Genomic DNA, 17,955 nt, shown 5'->3' with positions numbered 1-17,955 from the left:
CTGAGGGACACGGCGTTGCCGAGCGTCACGCCGTCGGCCGCGGCCTGCAAAGTCGTGCCATTGCCGAGGCTGAGTGCGCCCGTGCCCAGCGCTGTGTTGCCGGCGACGCCCAGGGTGGTACCGGCGCCCGACACCGTTGTGCCGCCGCCGTAGGAGTTGGTGCCGGTGAGCGTCACCGTGCCGCCGCCCTGCACCGTGACGGCGCCGGTTCCGCCGATGTTGTTGGCGACCGTGACGCCGTTGCTGCGATTGAAGGTGAGCTGCGCGTTGTTGGTCACCGCGCCGCCGCCCAACGTGCCGGTGGTGCCGCCATTGCCGACCTGCAGCGTGCCGGCCGACACCGTCGTGGTGCCGGCGTAGGTGTTGTCGGCGGTGACGATCAACACGCCATCGCCGCTCTTGACCAGGTTGCCGGTGCCGCCGACGGCGCCATCGGAGATCATCGTCGTGCCGGTGGCGGTCTGGATCGTGCCGGTGCCGGTCAGCGTGATGCCGCGGGTCATGCCGAGCGTCGCCGTCGTCTGCAGCGTGCCGCCGCTCAGCGTCAGCGCGCTGGAGCCCGCGCCGAGGTTGTTGTTGGCCGAGATCGCGAGCGTGCTGCCGCCCGACACCGTCGTACCGCCTAAGTAGCTGTTGGCCCCCGAGAACGTCACCGTCCCGCCGCCGGTCACAGTCACGGCGCCGCTACCCGACATGGCGCCGGCGTAGGTGCCGTTGCCGGCCTGGTTGAAGCTGACACTGGCGTTGTTGGTGATGGCGCCCTGCAGGCTTGTCGTCGTGCCCTGCAAGGTGCCGGCCGACACCGTGGTGCCGCCAGCGTAGGTGTTGGTGCCGCCCAGGATCAGCGTGCCGGTACCGGTCTTGGTGAAGCCGGCGCCGCCGTCGATCGCGCCGTTCAACGTCAGCGTGTTGGCCTGGCTGTCGATCGTGGCGCCGCCGTTCAGGGTGACGGCGTTGCCCAGCGTCACCGAAGCGGCGGCCTGCAGGGTGGTGTTGGCGGCCATGGGTGAGGCCGCCGGTGCCGAGCGCATTGTTGTTGCCGACGCCCAGGGTGCCGGTGCCGAGCGTCGTGCCGCCGCTGAAGTCGTTGTTGCCGGTCAGGGTCAGCGTCCCGGTGCCTTGCTTGACGATGGATCCACTTTCACGGATTCGTCCGCTGAAGGTGGTCGATTGATTGTTGCCGCCGATGGTCAGTGTCTTGGCCGCGGACGTAATGGTGTCCTGCAAGAACACCAGTCCCGACCCCGAAAGGGATCCGATCGTCGTGCCGGCGCCGGTATAGCTCTGGAAGCGTATCTCGCCACCGCTGGCCAGCGTGACGGCAGCCTGGCCGCCGCTCGACGTGTCGTAGAACCGCACCGACGTGCCACCGCCGCTCACCGTCACATTGGCATTCGCCAAGGTGGAATTGGCGCTCATATTCACCAGTGAGCCATCGGATACGCTGATGGTCGCGGTGCCGGCGCTCGAAGTCTCGTTGAAATTGACGTTGGAGCCGGCCGAGGTGATCGTGGCGTTGCCGGCAGTGGCATTGAACCGGAAGCCAATGGATCCGCTGTCTCCGGCAGTGATGGTCTGGGCAACCGCCGAGTTGTTCACGATGCCGCCGCCGCGGAATTCCAGCTCGCCGGCGCCGCTCAGGGTGAACGTGTAGGATTGCGCGTTGTTGTTGAACTGGAACGTCCCGACGCTCATGGCGCTGGTGATCGCAATGCCGGTGGCGCCGGTATTGGCAAATGTCGCAGTAGCGGCGGCCCCGGTCGGAACGGTCGCCGGGTTCCAGTTCGCTGCAGTTCCGTAGGCGCTTGTCGTGCCGACCCAAGTCTGACCGAAGGCACCGACCGGCGACAGGCATGTGCCGGCCAACAAAAAAGCGGCCAGCCGTCGCGGCTGCCGCATCGCGCTGACGAACGCCATCCCCCGAACGCTCCCCGAACTCTACCCCGCTATCTGTCTTCCAAGACAGTGCGTGGTAGATTTATTGTGCAGCACATATGGTGTAAAGCACGGCTTGGATGCAGGAGCCCCATGTTCCTGCATTGATTGAAGCGTCTGATGCAGAAGGTGAGCCGCACGCCGAAAAGTGACCATGCGGCGCTGGCGTACCCACGGTCGCAGTCGCGGGTGCGAAGCCGAGAGCCGAGTATCCGCCTCAGCAGAGTCAGGTCAACGTGGCCCGCTCAGTCGCGGCATTCGAAGCTCGCGGCATCCTCCGGATTGCCTTGGCCCTTGTAGACCGCATATTGCGGGTAGGCGCAGAGCGGCCGGCTTCGGCCGGGGAAGGCGGGGCCGGTGGCGACGATCGAATCGGGTGCCTTGCCCTGCTCGACCCAGTCGACGACGGCCTGCAGCAGGTCGAAGCGATCGAGCGTTCCGCCCGTCTGGCAATGACCCATCCCGGGGACGAGATAGGTCCTGCTCGAGTTGGCGCGCACCTGGTCGAGACCGCCCGAGCTCTTCGCCATGCCTTCGTAGTAGTCGATCGTGTCGAGGGCCGAGAACCAGGGATCGCTCACGCCATGATAGAAGAGGATCTTCCCGCCGTGGCCGAAGAAGCTGTTGAGGTTGGTCCAATTCGCCGTGGCCTGCAGCCGGTCCATGCCGTCGGCATTCATCCGGTCCTCGATGGCGTCGACATCGATGGTCTCGAAGACGTTGGGATTGACCGGGCTGCGCGCGCCGGTGACGAGGATGCCCGGGATCGCGACGCCCGAGGCGGCGACGCCGCTGTCCCACGGGAAGGGCGAATAGGAAGCAGCGCCGCGTGAGTTCCTGGGACCGGCGAAGGCCTTGGCGAGCGCGCTCGCCTGCTCGCGCGAGAGGCAGGTATCGGTCTTGGCGCCGCTGCAGGCCAGCGATGCCGGATCGAAGGTGCACTGGCGGGTGTTGAAGATCATGCCGTCCTTGAGGCCGTCCTTGGCGTCGCAGGCGGCGACGATGGCGTCGGTGACGAGCTTCTGGTCCGACGGCGAGAATGCCTTGGTCGGATCGGGTTTGCCGTTCTCACCCTTGGGCGAGACTTGCGCGAAGACATGGTTGGCCCAGGCGAGGCCGAGATTGGAGCGGCCCGTACGCATCGCCGGCGCGCCGGCGACGATGCCGTCGAACTCCGCGGGATAGCGCTGCGCGGCAATCATGCCTTCGCGGCCGCCGGTCGAGCAGCCGACGAAGTAGGAGCGTGCCGGCGCCTGGCCGTAGTAGCGGGCGATGATCGCCTTCGCCGCCATCGTCACCTTGCCGACCGAGGCCTGGGCGAAATTGAGCGCGGCCTCCTGGTCCTTCAGGAAAGAGGCATCGAACACCGCGCCTTGATGGCCGCTGTCGGTGGACACGACGGCGAAGCCGCGCGCCAGGGCGGGAACCTCGCCGATGGCCTGCGGGCCGAGCGGCGGGCGGATCGATCCGTTCAAGCCGCCGCCGCCCTGGAACAGGAACCGTCCGTTCCAGCGATCGGGAAGCGCGATCGCAAAGCCGATCGCATAGCTCTTGCCTTCGGCGCCGACGCGCCGGTCGATGACGCCTTGCACCAGGCAATTCGACGGGATCGCAACGCCCACGGTGTCCGGCAAGGGTGGGCGTATCGGCACGGTTCCGGCTGGCGCTTCCGGCACGGCCTCGGCCTTTTCGATCACCATGGTCGAGGCGGGAAAGGCGATCCCCGCCAGCGCCTCGCACTTGAGGGCCGGTGCGATCGTCGGACCGCTGTCGGCATAGGCAGCGGTCGATCCCAGGATCATCGACGCGCCGGCAAGAATGGATGCGACCGCGATCTGAATCGTCTCTCGCTGCATTGTTTCCTCCAAGGCCGACGAGAGTAGTTGATCGATTTGCCTTTGGCTCGATCGTTCCGTCGCTCCACTGCGCACGTAGTGCAAAAGCGCCGACGTTGGGGAGATCTCGGAGGTTTGCATCAGGTCGATTCAGGCCTAGAGTGACTCTTGTCCAAGGGGGGTCCCGACAAGGGGCTGAGATACCGACGGCCATCCAGGCAGCGCGGTGACCCTTTGAACCTGATCCGGGTCATGCCGGCGAAGGGACTGGATGCCTCCTTTGCACAGCTACACGCCGGGTCTCCGTCAGCCACTTGCCACGGGAGATCCTCGTCATGGACAACATCATCACACCGACCCCCAAGGTGACCACGGGACCATTGCCGGCATCCGGCAAGGTCTATGTCACGCCCGACTCCGCGCCTGATCTGCGTGTGCCTTTGCGCGAGATCGAGCTCAGCGCACCGTCGGAGCCGCGCGTGCGCGTCTACGACACGACCGGCCCCTACACCGATTCCAGCGTGACCATCGACGTTCGCCAGGGGCTGGCGCGCACGCGCCGCGCCTGGGTGCTCGAGCGGGGCGGTGTGGAGGAATATGACGGCCGGCCGATCCAGGCCATCGACAACGGCAACGTGAAGAGTTCGGTGCTGCAGCCGTTCCCCAACACGCCACGGCCGTTGCGCGGCGTCGGGGCCGTGCCGATCACCCAGTTCGAATGGGCGCGCGCGGGCGTCATCACCAAGGAAATGATCTACGTCGCCGAGCGCGAGAATCTCGGCCGCAAGGTGGCTCTCGATCTCGCCAAGGAGAGGCTGGCCGACGGCGAGAGCTTTGGCGCTGCGCTCCCCGAGTTCATCACGCCCGAGTTCGTGCGCCAGGAAGTGGCCATGGGCCGCGCCATCATCCCGGCCAACATCAATCACGGCGAGCTCGAGCCGATGGCGATCGGCCGCAACTTCCTGGTCAAGATCAACGCCAATATCGGCAACTCGGCGGTGTCCTCCTCCATGGAGGAAGAGGTCGAGAAGATGGTGTGGGCGATCCGCTGGGGCGCCGACACGGTCATGGACCTGTCGACCGGCCGCAACATCCACGACACGCGCGAGTGGATCGTGCGCAATTCGCCGGTGCCGATCGGAACGGTGCCGATCTACCAGGCGCTGGAGAAGGTCGGCGGCGATCCGACCAAGCTCTCGTGGGAGGTCTATCGCGACACGCTGATCGAGCAGTGCGAGCAGGGTGTCGACTACTTCACCATCCATGCCGGCGTGCGGCTGGCGCATGTGCCGCTGACCGCCAAGCGCCTCACCGGCATCGTGAGCCGCGGTGGCTCGATGATGGCGCAATGGTGCCTCACCGAGCATCGCGAGAGCTTCCTCTACGAGCACTTCGGCGACATTTGCGACATCATGCGCAAGTACGACGTGTCGTTCTCGCTGGGTGATGGCCTGCGACCCGGCTGCAACGCCGATGCGAACGACGCGGCGCAGTTCGCCGAGCTCGAAACCCTGGGTGAGCTCACCAAGATCGCCTGGGACAAGGGCTGCCAGGTCATGATCGAAGGCCCGGGCCACGTGCCCATGCACAAGATCAAGGCCAACATGGACAAGCAGCTGCGCGAATGCGGCGAGGCGCCGTTCTACACGCTGGGACCGCTCGTCACCGACATCGCGCCGGGCTACGACCACATCACCTCGGGCATCGGCGCCGCCATGATCGGCTGGTTCGGCACGGCGATGCTCTGCTACGTCACGCCCAAGGAGCATCTCGGTCTTCCCGACCGCGACGATGTGAAGGTGGGCGTCATCACCTACAAGATCGCCGCCCACGCCGCCGACCTCGCCAAGGGCCATCCCGCGGCGCGGCTGCGCGACGATGCACTCAGCAAGGCGCGCTTCGAGTTCCGTTGGAAGGACCAGTTCAACCTGTCGCTCGATCCGGCGACGGCGGAGAAGTTCCACGACGAGACGATGCCCAAGGAGGCGCACAAGACGGCGCACTTCTGCTCGATGTGCGGGCCGAAGTTCTGCTCCATGCGCATCACCCAGGACATCCGCGACTACGCCAAGAAGGGCATGGACGAGATGAGCGCCAAGTTCAAAGCCGGCGGCAACGCGCTCTACGTGCCGGACAAGGCGGCGGATTAAGACTTCCTCCCCGCGCTATGCGTGGGGAGGTGTCGCCGTCATACGGCGACGGAGGGGTCAGAGGCGTCAGTACTGTTGCCCGTGACCCCTCCGTCCGCTGCGCGGACACCTCCCCAGCTTCGCTGGGGAGGAAGCGCTATTTTCGTGTTCCCTTCCACGTCAGCTCGTAGTTCAGGATCAGCCGGTACTCGGTGATTGCTGTCATGTAATTGGTCTCGAACTGGTCGACGAACGCCGCGCGGGCGCGCAGGTTCAAGGGCTTCAGCCAGTCGGGCGCATCCTTCGACGCGACCTGGTAGATCAGGTCGAAGTCGTACTCGTTGATGCGGCTGAGCGGCGCACCGTTGGCCGGGTTGATGGCATTGGCGCCCAACGTCGCCGATCCCATGAAAGTCAGGCCGGGCAGATCGATGGCGGCGAAATCGAGGATCAAGCCGACCTGCCAGGCGCGTTCGCCGGCGCGGTCGAAGTCCTTGGTGATTTGCTTGGTGTAGCCGATCCACTGGCCGTAGGGCGTCTGGTACTGGTACGCGCTGCCGGTCTGGGTGAATACGCCCCACAGCGTCGCCGGTCCCCACATCAGCTCCATTTTGGAGCCGGCGGCGAAGGTGCCGAAGGGACGTCCTGTCAGAAGGTTCAGCCCATTGCTGCCCTGGACCATGAACTGGCCGGAGAAACGCGCGCGGAAGGCCTCGGTGATCGACAGCCCGACAGAGAAATCGTTGTAGTTCGAGGTCAGGATATCGGGCACGTAGTAGACCGACGACCGCAGCCGGAACGTGTCGATCTCGCCGTACTTCAGGCTGGTGAGCCACATGCCGGCCGTGACGTCGGCCGGTGCGCCGGCGCGCGCGGCCATGTTGATGAAGTAGGGCACGCCCTTGAACTTCATCGCCGCCACGTAACCCGCGAAGTAACGCACGGGATCATGATCCGGACCGAGATTGCCGCTCAGCGCATAGGCCTCGAACGTGTTCGGGATCATGCGGTCGTCGTTGGGATTGACCTCCAGCTCGTCGAGGAACTGGCGATAGCCGGTGAAGGTCTGTCCCTTGGCGCGCAGCGAGGCATAGGCCTGGCCCAGGGTGAAGAAGCCGTACTGCCCCGGCGCCAGCAGATTGGTGCCGTCCGTCGTCGGCGGCGCCCACAAGGGCTGCGTAGTGTAGCCGACCGCGCCCATCTGGAAGGTGTCGTAGAACCAGCCCGTCTTCAGGCCGATCCAGCCACCGCCCGCCCACGCCGCGTTGTTGGGCGGCGTCGGATTGGTGCGGTCGAGGAAGTAGCTGCGGATGTGGACGAGCGCCTCGGCGTCGTCATGCAGGAAGCGCTGCAGTTCGTCGCGCAGCGTATCGGCATGCGCGGCCGATAAGGCGAAGCCGATCAATACAAAGCTGGCCGCCAACCGGGCAGCCGCGACCCTGAGAAATTCCCAACCCACGGCGCCGACCTATACGACGCCGCGATGACGATTTTGCTGTGGATGCGGCGCGTCTCGATCAACGCGGCGTCGTCAGTCATGTGTAGCTTGCCGTCACTTGGCCGAACGGTCCGAAGTCGGCGACATAGGTCTCGCCCGCCTTGGGCCGCAGCATGCCGGTCAGCGTGCCGGTGCTGATCATCTGCCCGGCCTTGAGCCCGATGCCGGTGCGCGACAGCTCGTTGGCAAGCCAGGTCAGCGGCACCATGGGATGGTCGAGCGCGGCCGCGGCCGAACCGTTGCGGCGGGCGACGCCGTTGCATGACAGCACGACCTCTTGGCCCGCGATGTCGCGCTTCCTCCAGTCGTCGATCGCGGCGCCGTAGCAGAGCGTGCCGCTGCCCGCGCCGTCGGCCAGGATCGCCGGCAGCGGCGGGAAGGCCGCGTCGTGGACGAAGCGGCATTCGGCGAGCTCGATGCCGGGATGTAACGAGGCCACCGCCTCGGTGACTTCCTCGATCGTGTAGGCCTTTGCGCGCGGCGGCAGGTCGACGCCCAGCCGCGCCATGTACTCGACCTCGGGGATCGGGCTGCATTGCCGGGCGTGCTCGACACTTGTGGGTGAGGGCCTGACGTTGGGCGCGAAGACGCGGCCGTAGATCGGCGAATCGGTCCGCAGGGCCTTCTGCATCTCCTCTTTTGCGGCAGCGATCTTCCAGCCCGCGACCGCCACGCCCAGCTCTTCTTCGACCATGCGGGCGATGCGATAGGCTGTGTCCTTGTCAGCCGGGATCAGTCGAGGTTCGAGGCCGCTCTGCTGGCGACTGTCGCGGCGCAAGGTGGCGAGCAGGCGGGCGAGGTCGCGTCGTGCGTCGGTCATGGCGAGGTACTAGGCTCGCGTCCGACGCCCGGCAAACGACTTGTCTGGCCGAAGCCTTGAGCCCTGCTCAACACATGTCCTGCGGAAAACTGACCACTCTGACGCGTCGTAGCGTGCATCGGCCCGTTGGCGACACCATATGCTGTGTCCGACAGTGCATTCGGGTGCCGTATGGCACGAAAAAATTAGGCAGTCCGGACTTGCAACGATCGATAACCAAAGTTATCATTGCGGCATCGAACTCTCGCGCAAGCGACGACCGTTCGTCGCCATGCGACCTTTACGGGTGTCCGCGCGTTTCATCGAATGGCCGTCATTGGCCGCTACCTTGCGCCCATCGGACCCGCGGGGGAGGTTCTGACGAATCGGTCCGTATTGGTAAGCAGTTGGCGCGCGTTGGGGGCATAGGGACAAGATGAAGAGGCTGCGGACCCTGCTCGGGATCGGCTTGGGGCTCGCCATTGTGGCGGGCGCCGGCTGGTATATTTCGCAGAACGGAACTGTGCCCGCATCTCGTCAGGGAGCCGGCCGGTTTGGCGCCGGCATGCCGACACCCGTGGGTATCGCGACCGCGGCCAAGGGCGAAGTTCCCGTCGTGATCCGCGCGCTCGGCACCGTGGCGCCGCTGCAGACGGTGAACGTGAAGACGCAGATCACCGGCCAGCTCCTCAAGGTCGACTTCAAGGAAGGCCAGATGGTGAAGCAGGGCGACATGCTAGCGCTGGTCGATCCCCGGCCCTACGACGTCGCCCTGCAGCAGGCGATCGGCGCGCAGCAGAAGGACGAGGCGCTGCTCAAGAACGCCCAGACCGACCTCGAGCGCTACCGCAAGCTGGTCGCCCAGGATTCGATCGCCCGCCAGCAGCTCGACACCCAGCAGTCGCTGGTCCGCCAGTACGAGGCCGCCCTGGTGATGGACCAGGCCGCGGTCGATGCCGCCAAGCTCAACGTCGCCTACACCAAGATCATCGCGCCGATCACCGGCCGCATCGGCCTGCGCACCGTCGATCCCGGTAACTACGTGACGATGGGCGACGCCACTTCGATCTGCATCATCATCCAGATCCAGCCGATCTCGGTGCTGTTCACCATCCCGGAGGACACGCTGCCGCAAGTGCGCGAGCGCCTGAAAGCCGGCGCCAAGCTCGAAGTGCGCGTGCTCGACCGCGCGCAGAAGAACGAGCTCGCCATCGGCAAGCTCGACACCCACGACAACATCATCGACATCACGACCGGCACGGTGAAGCTGCGCGCGGTGTTCGACAACAAGGACGACGCGCTGTTCCCCAACCAGTTCGTCAATGTCCGCCTGCTGGTCGACACGGTGAAGGACGCCACGGTCGTTCCGGTGGCCGCCATCCAGCGCGGCACGCCCGGCACCTTCGTTTACCTGGTGAAGGCCGACGACACGGTTGAGATCCGCGTCGTCGAGCTCGGCGCCACCGACGGCGACAAGGTGCAGATCGTGAAGGGCCTGCAGCCCGGCGACCAAGTCGTGATCGACGGCACCGACCGCCTGCGCGACGGCGCCAAGATCCGCCGTCCGGGCGGCGGGCAACCGCGCGCCGCGTCGGGCCCGCCGATCGCCAACGCGCCTGATCCCAACCAAGGGGGCGGCCAGCAACAGCAGCAGAGACGTCGCCAGGCCAATGGCGGCGGCACTGGCAGCAGCCCTGGCGGCGCGGCCGCCGCCCAGCCCAACCAGTAATCCCACCCGCGACATGAATCCGTCGCGGATCTTCATCGAACGTCCGGTGGCGACCTCGCTGCTGATGGTCGCCATCATGCTCGTGGGCGCGATCGCCTACCGGTTCCTGCCGCTCTCGGCGTTGCCACAGGTCGACTACCCGACCATTCGCGTGCTGACGCTCTATCCCGGCGCCAGCCCCGAGGTCATGACCTCCTCGGTCACCGCGCCGCTCGAGCGCCAGTTTGGCCAGATGCCGGGCCTGAACCAGATGACGTCGACCAGCTCGGCCGGCGCCTCGTCGATCGTCTTGCAGTTCGACCTCAAGCTCGGCCTGGACGTCGCCGAGCAGCAGGTGCAGGCCGCCATCAACGCCGCGAGCAACCTGCTGCCCTCGGACCTGCCCTCGCCGCCGGTCTACGCCAAGATCAACCCGGCCGACGCGCCGGTGCTGACACTCGCCGTCACCTCCAAGACCGAGCCGCTGACCAAGGTCTACGACTACGTCGACACGCGGCTGGCGCAGAAGATCTCGCAGCTCCCCGGCGTCGGCCTGGTCAGCCTGGACGGCGGCCAAAAGCCCGGCGTGCGCATCCGCGCCAACCCGACCGCGCTTGCGGCCTATGGCCTGAACGTCGACGACCTGCGCACCACCATCGCCAACGCCAACGTCAATACGCCCAAGGGCAATTTCGACGGCCCGGCGCGCGCCTATACCATCAACGCCAACGACCAGATCACCGATCCCAAGCTGTTCAAGGACGTCGTCGTCGCCTATCGCAACGGCGCGCCGGTGCGGCTGAGCGACGTCGCCACGGTCGAGGAGGGGCAGGAGAACAATCGCCTGGCCGCCTGGACGAACACCACCCAGGCCGTGATCATCAACGTCCGCCGCCAGCCCGGCGCCAACGTCATCGAGGTGGTCGACAGCATCAAGCGGCTGCTGCCGCAGCTGCGTGAAACGATACCCGCCTCGATCGACATCGCAGTCCTGACCGACCGCACGACCACCATCCGCGCCTCGGTGCGCGACGTGCAGATCGAGCTCACCTTCGCCGTGATCCTGGTGGTGGCCGTGATCTTCCTGTTCCTCGGCGACTGGCGGGCGACGCTGATCCCCAGCCTGTCGGTGCCGCTGTCGCTCGTCGGCACCCTGGCGGTGATGTATCTCGCGGGCTTCAGCCTCAACAATCTCTCGATCATGGCGCTTACCATCGCCACCGGCTTCGTGGTCGACGACGCCATCGTCATGATCGAGAACATCGCCCGTTACATCGAACGCGGCGAGGATCCCAAGGAGGCCGCGCTCCGGGGCAGCAAGCAGATCGCCTTCACCGTGGTCTCGCTGACCGTGTCGCTGATCGCCGTGCTGATCCCGCTGCTGTTCATGAGCGACGTGGTCGGTCGCCTGTTCAGCGAGTTCGCCGTCACGCTCTCGGTCACCATCCTGATCTCGGCCATTGTGTCGCTGACCCTGGTGCCGATGATGTGCGCCCAGCTGCTGCGCCAGCGGACGGCGCACGCCGAGCAGACGGCGGCGCATCCGCATCCCGAAGCGGAAGCGCTCGGTGCGGGCTGGTTCGGCCGGCTGATCGGCTTGTACGACCGCTGCCTGGTCGTGGTCTTCCGCCACCAGCCGCTCACGCTCCTGATCGCAATCGGGACGATCGTGCTGACCGTGCTGCTCTACGTCGTGATCCCCAAGGGCTTCTTCCCGGTGCAGGATACCGGCCTGATCCAGGCCGTGACCGAGGCGCCGCAGTCGATCTCCTTCGAGGCCATGGCCAAGCGCCAGAACGCGCTGGCCACGGCCATCCTCGACGATCCCGACGTCGAGAGTCTCAGCTCCTTCATCGGCGTCGACGGCACCAACGCGACCTTGAATTCGGGCCGCATGCTGATCAACCTCAAGCCGCGCAGCGAGCGCAGCCTGACGGCCAGCCAGATCATCCGCCGCATCCAGCGCGATACGGCGTCGGTGCAGGGCATTTCGCTCTACATGCAGCCGGCGCAGGACCTCACGATCGATTCGACGGTGAGCCGCACGCAGTACCAGTTCGTCCTGCAGAGCCCCAAGCCCGAGGACTTCGACACCTGGGTGCCGCGCCTGATGGATCGCCTGCAGCGTCTGCCCGAGATCGTCGACGTCACCACCGACATGCAGGCCAAGGGCCTGTCGCTGTTCATCAAGATCGATCGAGATGCCGCCGCCCGCTTCGGCATCACCGCCGCCTCGGTCAACAACGTGCTGTACGACGCCTTCGGCCAGCGCATCGTCTCGACGGTCTACGGCCAGTCCAACCAGTACCGCGTGATCTACGAGGTCGAGCCGTCGATGGGCCGTTCCATCGATTCGCTCAGCAACCTCTATCTGCCCGGCGCCGGCGGCAAGCAGGTGCCGATGTCGTCCATCGCCACCTTCGAGGAACGCACGTCGCCGTTGCGGCAGGATCGGCTCGGCCAGTTCCCGGCCACCACCATCTCCTTCAACCTGGCGCCGGGCTATGCGCTGGGCCAGGCGGTCGATGCCATCCAGGCGGCGCAGCGCGAGATCGGCATGCCCTTGTCGATGACCACGCACTTCCAGGGTGCCGCGCTCGCCTTCCAGAAGTCGCTCGACAGCCAGCTGCTGCTGATCCTGGCCGCCATCGTCACGGTCTATATCGTGCTGGGAGTGCTCTACGAGAGCTACATCCATCCCATCACGATCCTGTCGACCCTGCCGTCCGCCGGCATCGGCGCGCTGCTGGCGCTGATGATGGCTGGCGCCGATCTCAGCGTCGTCGCCATCATCGGCATCGTTCTGCTGATCGGCATCGTCAAGAAGAACGCCATCATGATGATCGACTTCGCTCTGGACGCGGAGCGCAACGAAGGCAAGACGCCGCAGGAGGCTATCCACCAGGCCTGCCTGCTGCGCTTCCGGCCGATCCTCATGACCACCGTGGCCGCCCTCGTGGGCGCATTGCCGCTGATGCTGGGCAGCGGCACCGGCTCCGAATTGCGCTCGCCGCTCGGCATCACCATCGTCGGCGGCCTGATCGTCAGCCAGGTGCTGACGCTCTTCACCACGCCGGTGATCTATCTCGCCTTCGATCGCCTGGGCCGCCGCCTGCGCGGTGTGCCGCTCGACACGCCGGCCAATCCGGTGCCACGTACAGGCCCCGACCCGACGGCCGGTGAGAGGCCACTGACATGAACCTGTCGGCGCCCTTCATTGCCCGGCCGGTGGCGACGACGCTGCTGACCATCGGCATTGCGCTGGCGGGCCTGGTCGCCTTCCTGAAGCTGCCGGTGTCACCGCTGCCCAAGGTCGATTTCCCGACCATCCAGGTCTCGGCCAGCCTGCCCGGCGCGTCGCCCGAGACCGTGGCCACCAGCCTGACCACGCCGCTCGAGCGGGCGCTCGGTGCCATCGCCGGTGTCACCGAGATCACCTCGATGAGCACCGTTGGTAATTCGCGCATCACTCTGCAGTTCGACCTGTCCAGGAGCATCGACGGGGCGGCGCGCGACGTGCAGGCGGCCATCAATGCCGCCCGCATGGAGATGCCGAGCGACCTGCCGAGCAATCCGCAGTATCGCAAGATCAACCCGGCCGACGCGCCGGCTGTCGTGCTGGCCGTCACGTCCGACACGCTGGGCCAGGGCCGCCTGTTCGACGCCGCCTCCAACATCCTGCAGCAGAAGCTCAGCCAGGTGACGGGCGTCGGCCAGGTGGTGCTGGGCGGCAGCTCGTTGCCTGCGGTGCGCGTGGAAATCAATCCGACGGCGCTCAACAAGTACCAGATCGGCCTCGAGAGCGTGCGCGCCGCCCTGGCCGCCGCCAATGCCAACTCGCCCAAGGGTGCGCTCGAGGACGGCGAGCGACGCTTCCAGATCTATTCCAACGACCAGGCAACCACGGCGGCGGAGTACCGGCCGCTGATCATCGCCTGGCGCAACGGCGCGCCGGTCCGGCTGTCCGAAGTGGCCGAGGTCATCGACGCCACCGAGAACATCCGCAACGAGGGCCAGGCCAACGGCAAGCGCTCGGTGCTGGTGATCATCTACCTGCAGCCCAACGCCAACGTCATCGAGACGGTCGACGAGGTGAGGGGCCTGCTGCCTGAGCTTCAGGCGGCATTGCCCAACGACGTCGACCTGCAGGTCGTGAGCGACCGCACCGTCACCATCCGCGGCTCCCTGAAGGAGGTCGAGCACGCGCTGCTGATCAGCATCATCCTGGTCGTGCTGGTGACCTTCGCCTTCCTGCGCTCGGCCCGCGCCGGCTTCGTCGCCGCCGTGGCCGTGCCGGTGTCGCTGATCGCCACCTTCGGCGGCATGTACCTGCTGGACTACAGCATCAACAACCTGTCGCTGATGGCCATGGCGATCGCCGCGGGGTTCGTGGTCGACGACGCCATCATCGTGCTGGAGAACGTCTCGCGCCATATCGAGGCCGGCATGGGCCGCATCGATGCGGCCCTTCAGGGCGCGCGCGAGGTCGGCTTCACCGTGGTGTCGATGAGCGTGTCGCTGATCGCGGTGTTCATCCCCATCCTGCTGATGCAGGGCATCGTCGGCCGCCTGTTCCGCGAATTCGCCGTCACGCTGTCGCTTGCCATCGTGATCTCGATGGTGGTGTCGCTCACCACCACGCCGATGATGTGTGCCTACGTGCTGCGGCCGCACGACACCACGCGGCCGCCCGGCCGCTTCTTCCGCTGGAGCGAGCGGGGCTTTGCCGCCCTGCAGCGCTGGTACGGCGGGAGCCTGCGCTTCGTGCTGCGCCATCCGCTGGCGACCATGCTGGTGTTCCTGGCGACGGTGATCCTGAACATCGATCTCTACGTCACCATCCCCAAAGGCTTCTTCCCGCAGCAGGACACCGGCCGCATCGTCGGTGGCATCCGCGCCGACCAGAGCATCTCCTTCCAGGCCATGCGCCGGAAGTTCCGGCAGTTCATGGAGATCGTGCGCCAGGATCCGGCGATCGAAAGCGTGGCGGGCTTCACCGGCGGCTTCTCGACCAATTCGGGCTTCGTGTTCGCCACGCTGAAGCCCTTGAACGAGCGCAAGATCTCGGCCGACCAGGTGATTGCCCGGCTGCGGCCCAAGCTATCCCAGGTCCCGGGCGCCAACCTGTTCATGGCGGCGGTGCAGGACATCCGGGTCGGCGGCCGCCAGAGCAACGCGCAGTACCAGTTCACCCTGCAGGCCGATTCGCTGCCCGACCTCTATACCTGGGCGCCGAAGCTCACCGAGGCCCTGCGCCAGGATCAGTCGGTCATCACCGACGTCGATTCCGACCAGCAGCAGCGCGGCCTGCAGGTCAACCTCACCATCGATCGCGACGCGGCGGCCCGGCTCGGCGTGTCGACGCGCTCGATCTCCTCGACGCTGTACGATGCCTTCGGCCAGCGCCAGGTCTCGACCATCTACAATGCGCTGAACCAGTATCACGTCGTCATGGAGGTGGCGCCCGAGTACTGGGAGAACCCCGAGCGGCTGAAGGACATCTATGTCTCGACGACCGGCGGCGCGATCAGCGGTGCCCAGGCGACTGGCGCCATCGTCGCGACCACGCCGCTGGCCGCCGGCGCCGTCGATCCGACGGCGGCCGTGCGCAATCAGCGCACCAACGCGATCGCGGTCTCCGGCCGCGGGTCGGCCTCGACGGGGGCGGCGGTCAGCACCACGGCCGAGACGATGATTCCGTTGTCGCAGCTCGTGAAGTACGAGTTCGGCACGACGCCGCTTGCCGTCAATCACCAGGGCCTGTTCGTCGCCAGCACGATCTCCTTCAACCTGGTCCCGGGCAAGACGCTCTCCGACGCCGTCGCCTATGTGAACGCCACCATGCACGAGATCGGCATGCCGGCCACCATCCACGGCTCGTTCCAGGGCACGGCGCGCGCCTTCCAGCAGAATTTGAGCAGCCAGCTCCTGCTGGTGCTGGCGGCGCTGGCCGCCGTCTATATCGTGCTCGGCATCCTCTACGAGAGCTACATCCATCCCATCACCATCCTGTCGACCCTGCCGTCGGCCGGCATCGGCGCCTTGCTGGCGCTCAAGATCACCAATGTGGAGTTCAGCCTGATCGCCATGATCGGCGTGCTGCTGCTGATCGGCATCGTCAAGAAGAACGCCATCATGATGATCGACGTGGCGCTCGACCGCGAACGCAGCGAGGGCCTCGATCCCGCCGAGGCGATCCATCAGGCGGCCGTGCTGCGCTTCCGTCCCATCCTGATGACGACCATGGCCGCGATCCTGGGCGCCCTGCCGCTCGCCATCGGCTTTGGCGACGGCGCGGAGTTGCGCCAGCCGCTCGGAATCTCGATCATCGGCGGCCTGTTCGTCAGCCAGATCCTCACGCTCTATACGACGCCGGTGATCTACCTCTATCTCGACCGCTTCCGCCGACGCGACCGCGATCGCCCCAGCCGCGTTGCCCGTGCCCTCGGAAGTCATGGGGGAACGCCGGGTCCGGCAACAGCATGATGTCACCGCGTTACGTTCTGGCGTTCGCCTCGGTTCTTGCGGCCGGCGGCTGCATGGTCGGCCCTGACTACAAGCGGCCGCCGCCGGCCGATCCGCCGTCGCTTGCCTTCAAGGAGACGACGGGGCCAGTGGTCGGTGCGGCCGCCAACTTCCAGCCGGCCATGCCGCGTGACGCCATCGATCGCGGCCCGTGGTGGTCGATGTACGACGATCAGACGCTCGACCGGCTGGCGGCGATGATCGACATCTCCAACCAGACGCTGATGCAGGCCGAAGCCGCCTATCGCCAGGCGCGCGCGCTGGTGCGCCAGGATTCGTCCGGCCTCTATCCCACGGTCACGGGCAACGCCGGCTACACCCAGAGTGGCAGCGGCAGCGGCGGCGGCCGCAGTACGGCGGGTGGCGTCATCGCAGGCTCAGGCAGCGCCGGGCAGTTCACCGCCGGCCCGAGCTTGAACTGGGAGATCGACCTGTGGGGTCGCATTCGCCGCCAGGTCGAAAGCGATTCTGCGGCGGCCCAGGCGAGTGCCGCGGACCTCGCCAATGCGCGGCTGTCGGCGCAGGCCAACATGGCGATCAACTACTTCTCCATGCGCATCTCCGAGCAGCGCATCAGGGTCTTCCAGGAGTCGGTGGCCGCCTTCACGCGCTCGGCCGAGATCGTGCAGAACCAGCTCGATGCCGGCATCGTCAGCCGCGTCGACCTCGCCCAGGCGCAGACCCAGCTCGAGCAGACCCGCGCCCAGTTGGTCGCTGAGAACATCAACCGTGCCACCTTCGAGCATGCGGTCGCCGTCCTGGCCGGCAAGGCGCCGGCCGAGCTCAGCGTCGCGCCCGGGCCGGTGCCGCCGGAGATACCGACCATCGAGCCCGGGATCCCCTCGACGCTCCTGGAACGGCGGCCCGACATCGCCGCGGCCGAGCGCCAGATGGCGGCGGCCAACGCCCAGATCGGCGTGGCCATTGCCGCCTACTATCCCAACATCTCTCTCGCCAGCACGGTCACCATGGTGGGCAGCAGCCTCAACGCGCTGCTCACCCTCAGTAACGCGGTTTGGTCGGTCGGCCCGCAGTTGGCGGCGACGCTGATCGATGGCGGCGCGCTCAAGGCGCAGGTCGAGGGTGCCAGGGCGCGCTATGATTCCCAGGTCGCGCTCTATCGCCAGACCATCCTGGTCGCGTTCCAGCAGGTCGAGGATGCGCTGGTGCAGCAGCGCGTGCTGGAGCAACAGGAGCGGGTGCAACGCGCCGCCGTCGCCGCCGCCCGCCTCGCCGAGCGGCTGTCGCTCAACCAGTACCAGCTGGGCACCGTGCCCTACACGACGGTGGTGCAGACCCAGACCGCGGCGCTGTCGGCCGAGCAGACCCTGCTGACGATCCGGCTCAGCCGGCTGACCACCAGCGCCAACCTGGTGCTGGCGCTGGGTGGCGGCTGGCGCGACACCGACCTGCCGGCGCCCTATCCGGTCGGCGGCATCAACCAGACGCCACAGCCGCCGATGCCGACGCCGCAGAGCCTGGAGCCCGAGAAGCCGTGGTGGAGATTCTGGTCGCGCTCGTGAGCG

General features: G+C 66.6%; 9 protein-coding genes, 2 pseudogenes and 1 riboswitch. Of the genes and pseudogenes, 5 read left to right on the top strand and 6 right to left on the bottom strand.

Annotated features, from left to right (window positions below; translation table 11 throughout):
• From RSO01_RS31290 to RSO01_RS31280, 4 genes and pseudogenes are all read right to left on the bottom strand, one after another.
• On the bottom strand, positions 1-803 hold an 803-nt coding region (locus RSO01_RS31290), incomplete at its 3' end, for an autotransporter-associated beta strand repeat-containing protein (protein ID WP_246158951.1).
• An 18-nt stretch (positions 804-821) separates the two neighbouring features.
• Positions 822-1,004 (bottom strand): annotated as a pseudogene (locus tag RSO01_RS49990) (hypothetical protein); the annotation flags it as partial.
• Between the two features lie 46 nt (positions 1,005-1,050).
• Positions 1,051-1,419, bottom strand: a pseudogene (locus tag RSO01_RS49985) (autotransporter-associated beta strand repeat-containing protein); the annotation flags it as partial.
• 761 nt (positions 1,420-2,180) lie between these two features.
• Positions 2,181-3,791, bottom strand: coding sequence for a tannase/feruloyl esterase family alpha/beta hydrolase (locus RSO01_RS31280; protein WP_170303500.1), 1,611 nt, complete (start codon positions 3,789-3,791; stop codon positions 2,181-2,183).
• 144 nt (positions 3,792-3,935) lie between these two features.
• Positions 3,936-4,055: riboswitch (TPP riboswitch) on the top strand.
• 41 nt (positions 4,056-4,096) lie between these two features.
• On the opposite strand from RSO01_RS31280, the gene thiC reads away from it, so the two are divergent.
• Positions 4,097-5,920: a phosphomethylpyrimidine synthase ThiC gene (gene thiC / locus RSO01_RS31275; RefSeq protein WP_373867968.1), complete on the top strand. Its 1,824-nt coding sequence runs from the start codon at positions 4,097-4,099 to the stop codon at positions 5,918-5,920.
• A 136-nt stretch (positions 5,921-6,056) separates the two neighbouring features.
• Here thiC and RSO01_RS31270 read toward each other — a convergent pair whose 3' ends face one another.
• Positions 6,057-7,358 (bottom strand): OprD family outer membrane porin, encoded by a 1,302-nt coding sequence (locus RSO01_RS31270; protein WP_147154483.1) that lies wholly within the window; start codon positions 7,356-7,358, stop codon positions 6,057-6,059.
• 76 nt (positions 7,359-7,434) lie between these two features.
• Positions 7,435-8,217 (bottom strand): 2-keto-4-pentenoate hydratase, encoded by a 783-nt coding sequence (locus RSO01_RS31265; protein ID WP_147154482.1) that lies wholly within the window; start codon positions 8,215-8,217, stop codon positions 7,435-7,437.
• A 415-nt stretch (positions 8,218-8,632) separates the two neighbouring features.
• Here RSO01_RS31265 and RSO01_RS31260 point away from each other — a divergent pair, with 415 nt between their 5' ends.
• The 4 genes from RSO01_RS31260 to RSO01_RS31245 are packed head-to-tail and all read left to right on the top strand — an operon-like array spanning position 8,633 to position 17,952.
• Positions 8,633-9,925 carry an MdtA/MuxA family multidrug efflux RND transporter periplasmic adaptor subunit gene (locus tag RSO01_RS31260; protein ID WP_147154481.1) on the top strand — a complete coding sequence of 431 codons (1,293 nt, stop codon included), beginning with the start codon at positions 8,633-8,635 and terminating at the stop codon, positions 9,923-9,925.
• Positions 9,926-9,938: 13 nt separating this feature from the next.
• Positions 9,939-13,103 (top strand): multidrug efflux RND transporter permease subunit, encoded by a 3,165-nt coding sequence (locus RSO01_RS31255; protein ID WP_147154480.1) that lies wholly within the window; start codon positions 9,939-9,941, stop codon positions 13,101-13,103.
• Positions 13,100-16,390 (top strand): efflux RND transporter permease subunit, encoded by a 3,291-nt coding sequence (locus RSO01_RS31250; RefSeq protein WP_147154479.1) that lies wholly within the window; start codon positions 13,100-13,102, stop codon positions 16,388-16,390. Before RSO01_RS31255 ends, RSO01_RS31250 begins: the two co-directional genes overlap by 4 nt.
• Positions 16,387-17,952, top strand: coding sequence for an efflux transporter outer membrane subunit (locus RSO01_RS31245; RefSeq protein WP_147154478.1), 1,566 nt, complete (start codon positions 16,387-16,389; stop codon positions 17,950-17,952). The genes RSO01_RS31250 and RSO01_RS31245 overlap by 4 nt, the downstream gene beginning before the upstream one ends.
• The last annotated feature ends 3 nt before the right edge of the window (positions 17,953-17,955 follow it).

Source organism: Reyranella soli (assembly GCF_007992495.1).
Classification (GTDB): Bacteria; Pseudomonadota; Alphaproteobacteria; order Reyranellales; family Reyranellaceae; genus Reyranella; species Reyranella soli.
Note: the sequence above shows the minus strand (reverse complement) of the source record. Positions and strands in the feature narration are given on the sequence as shown.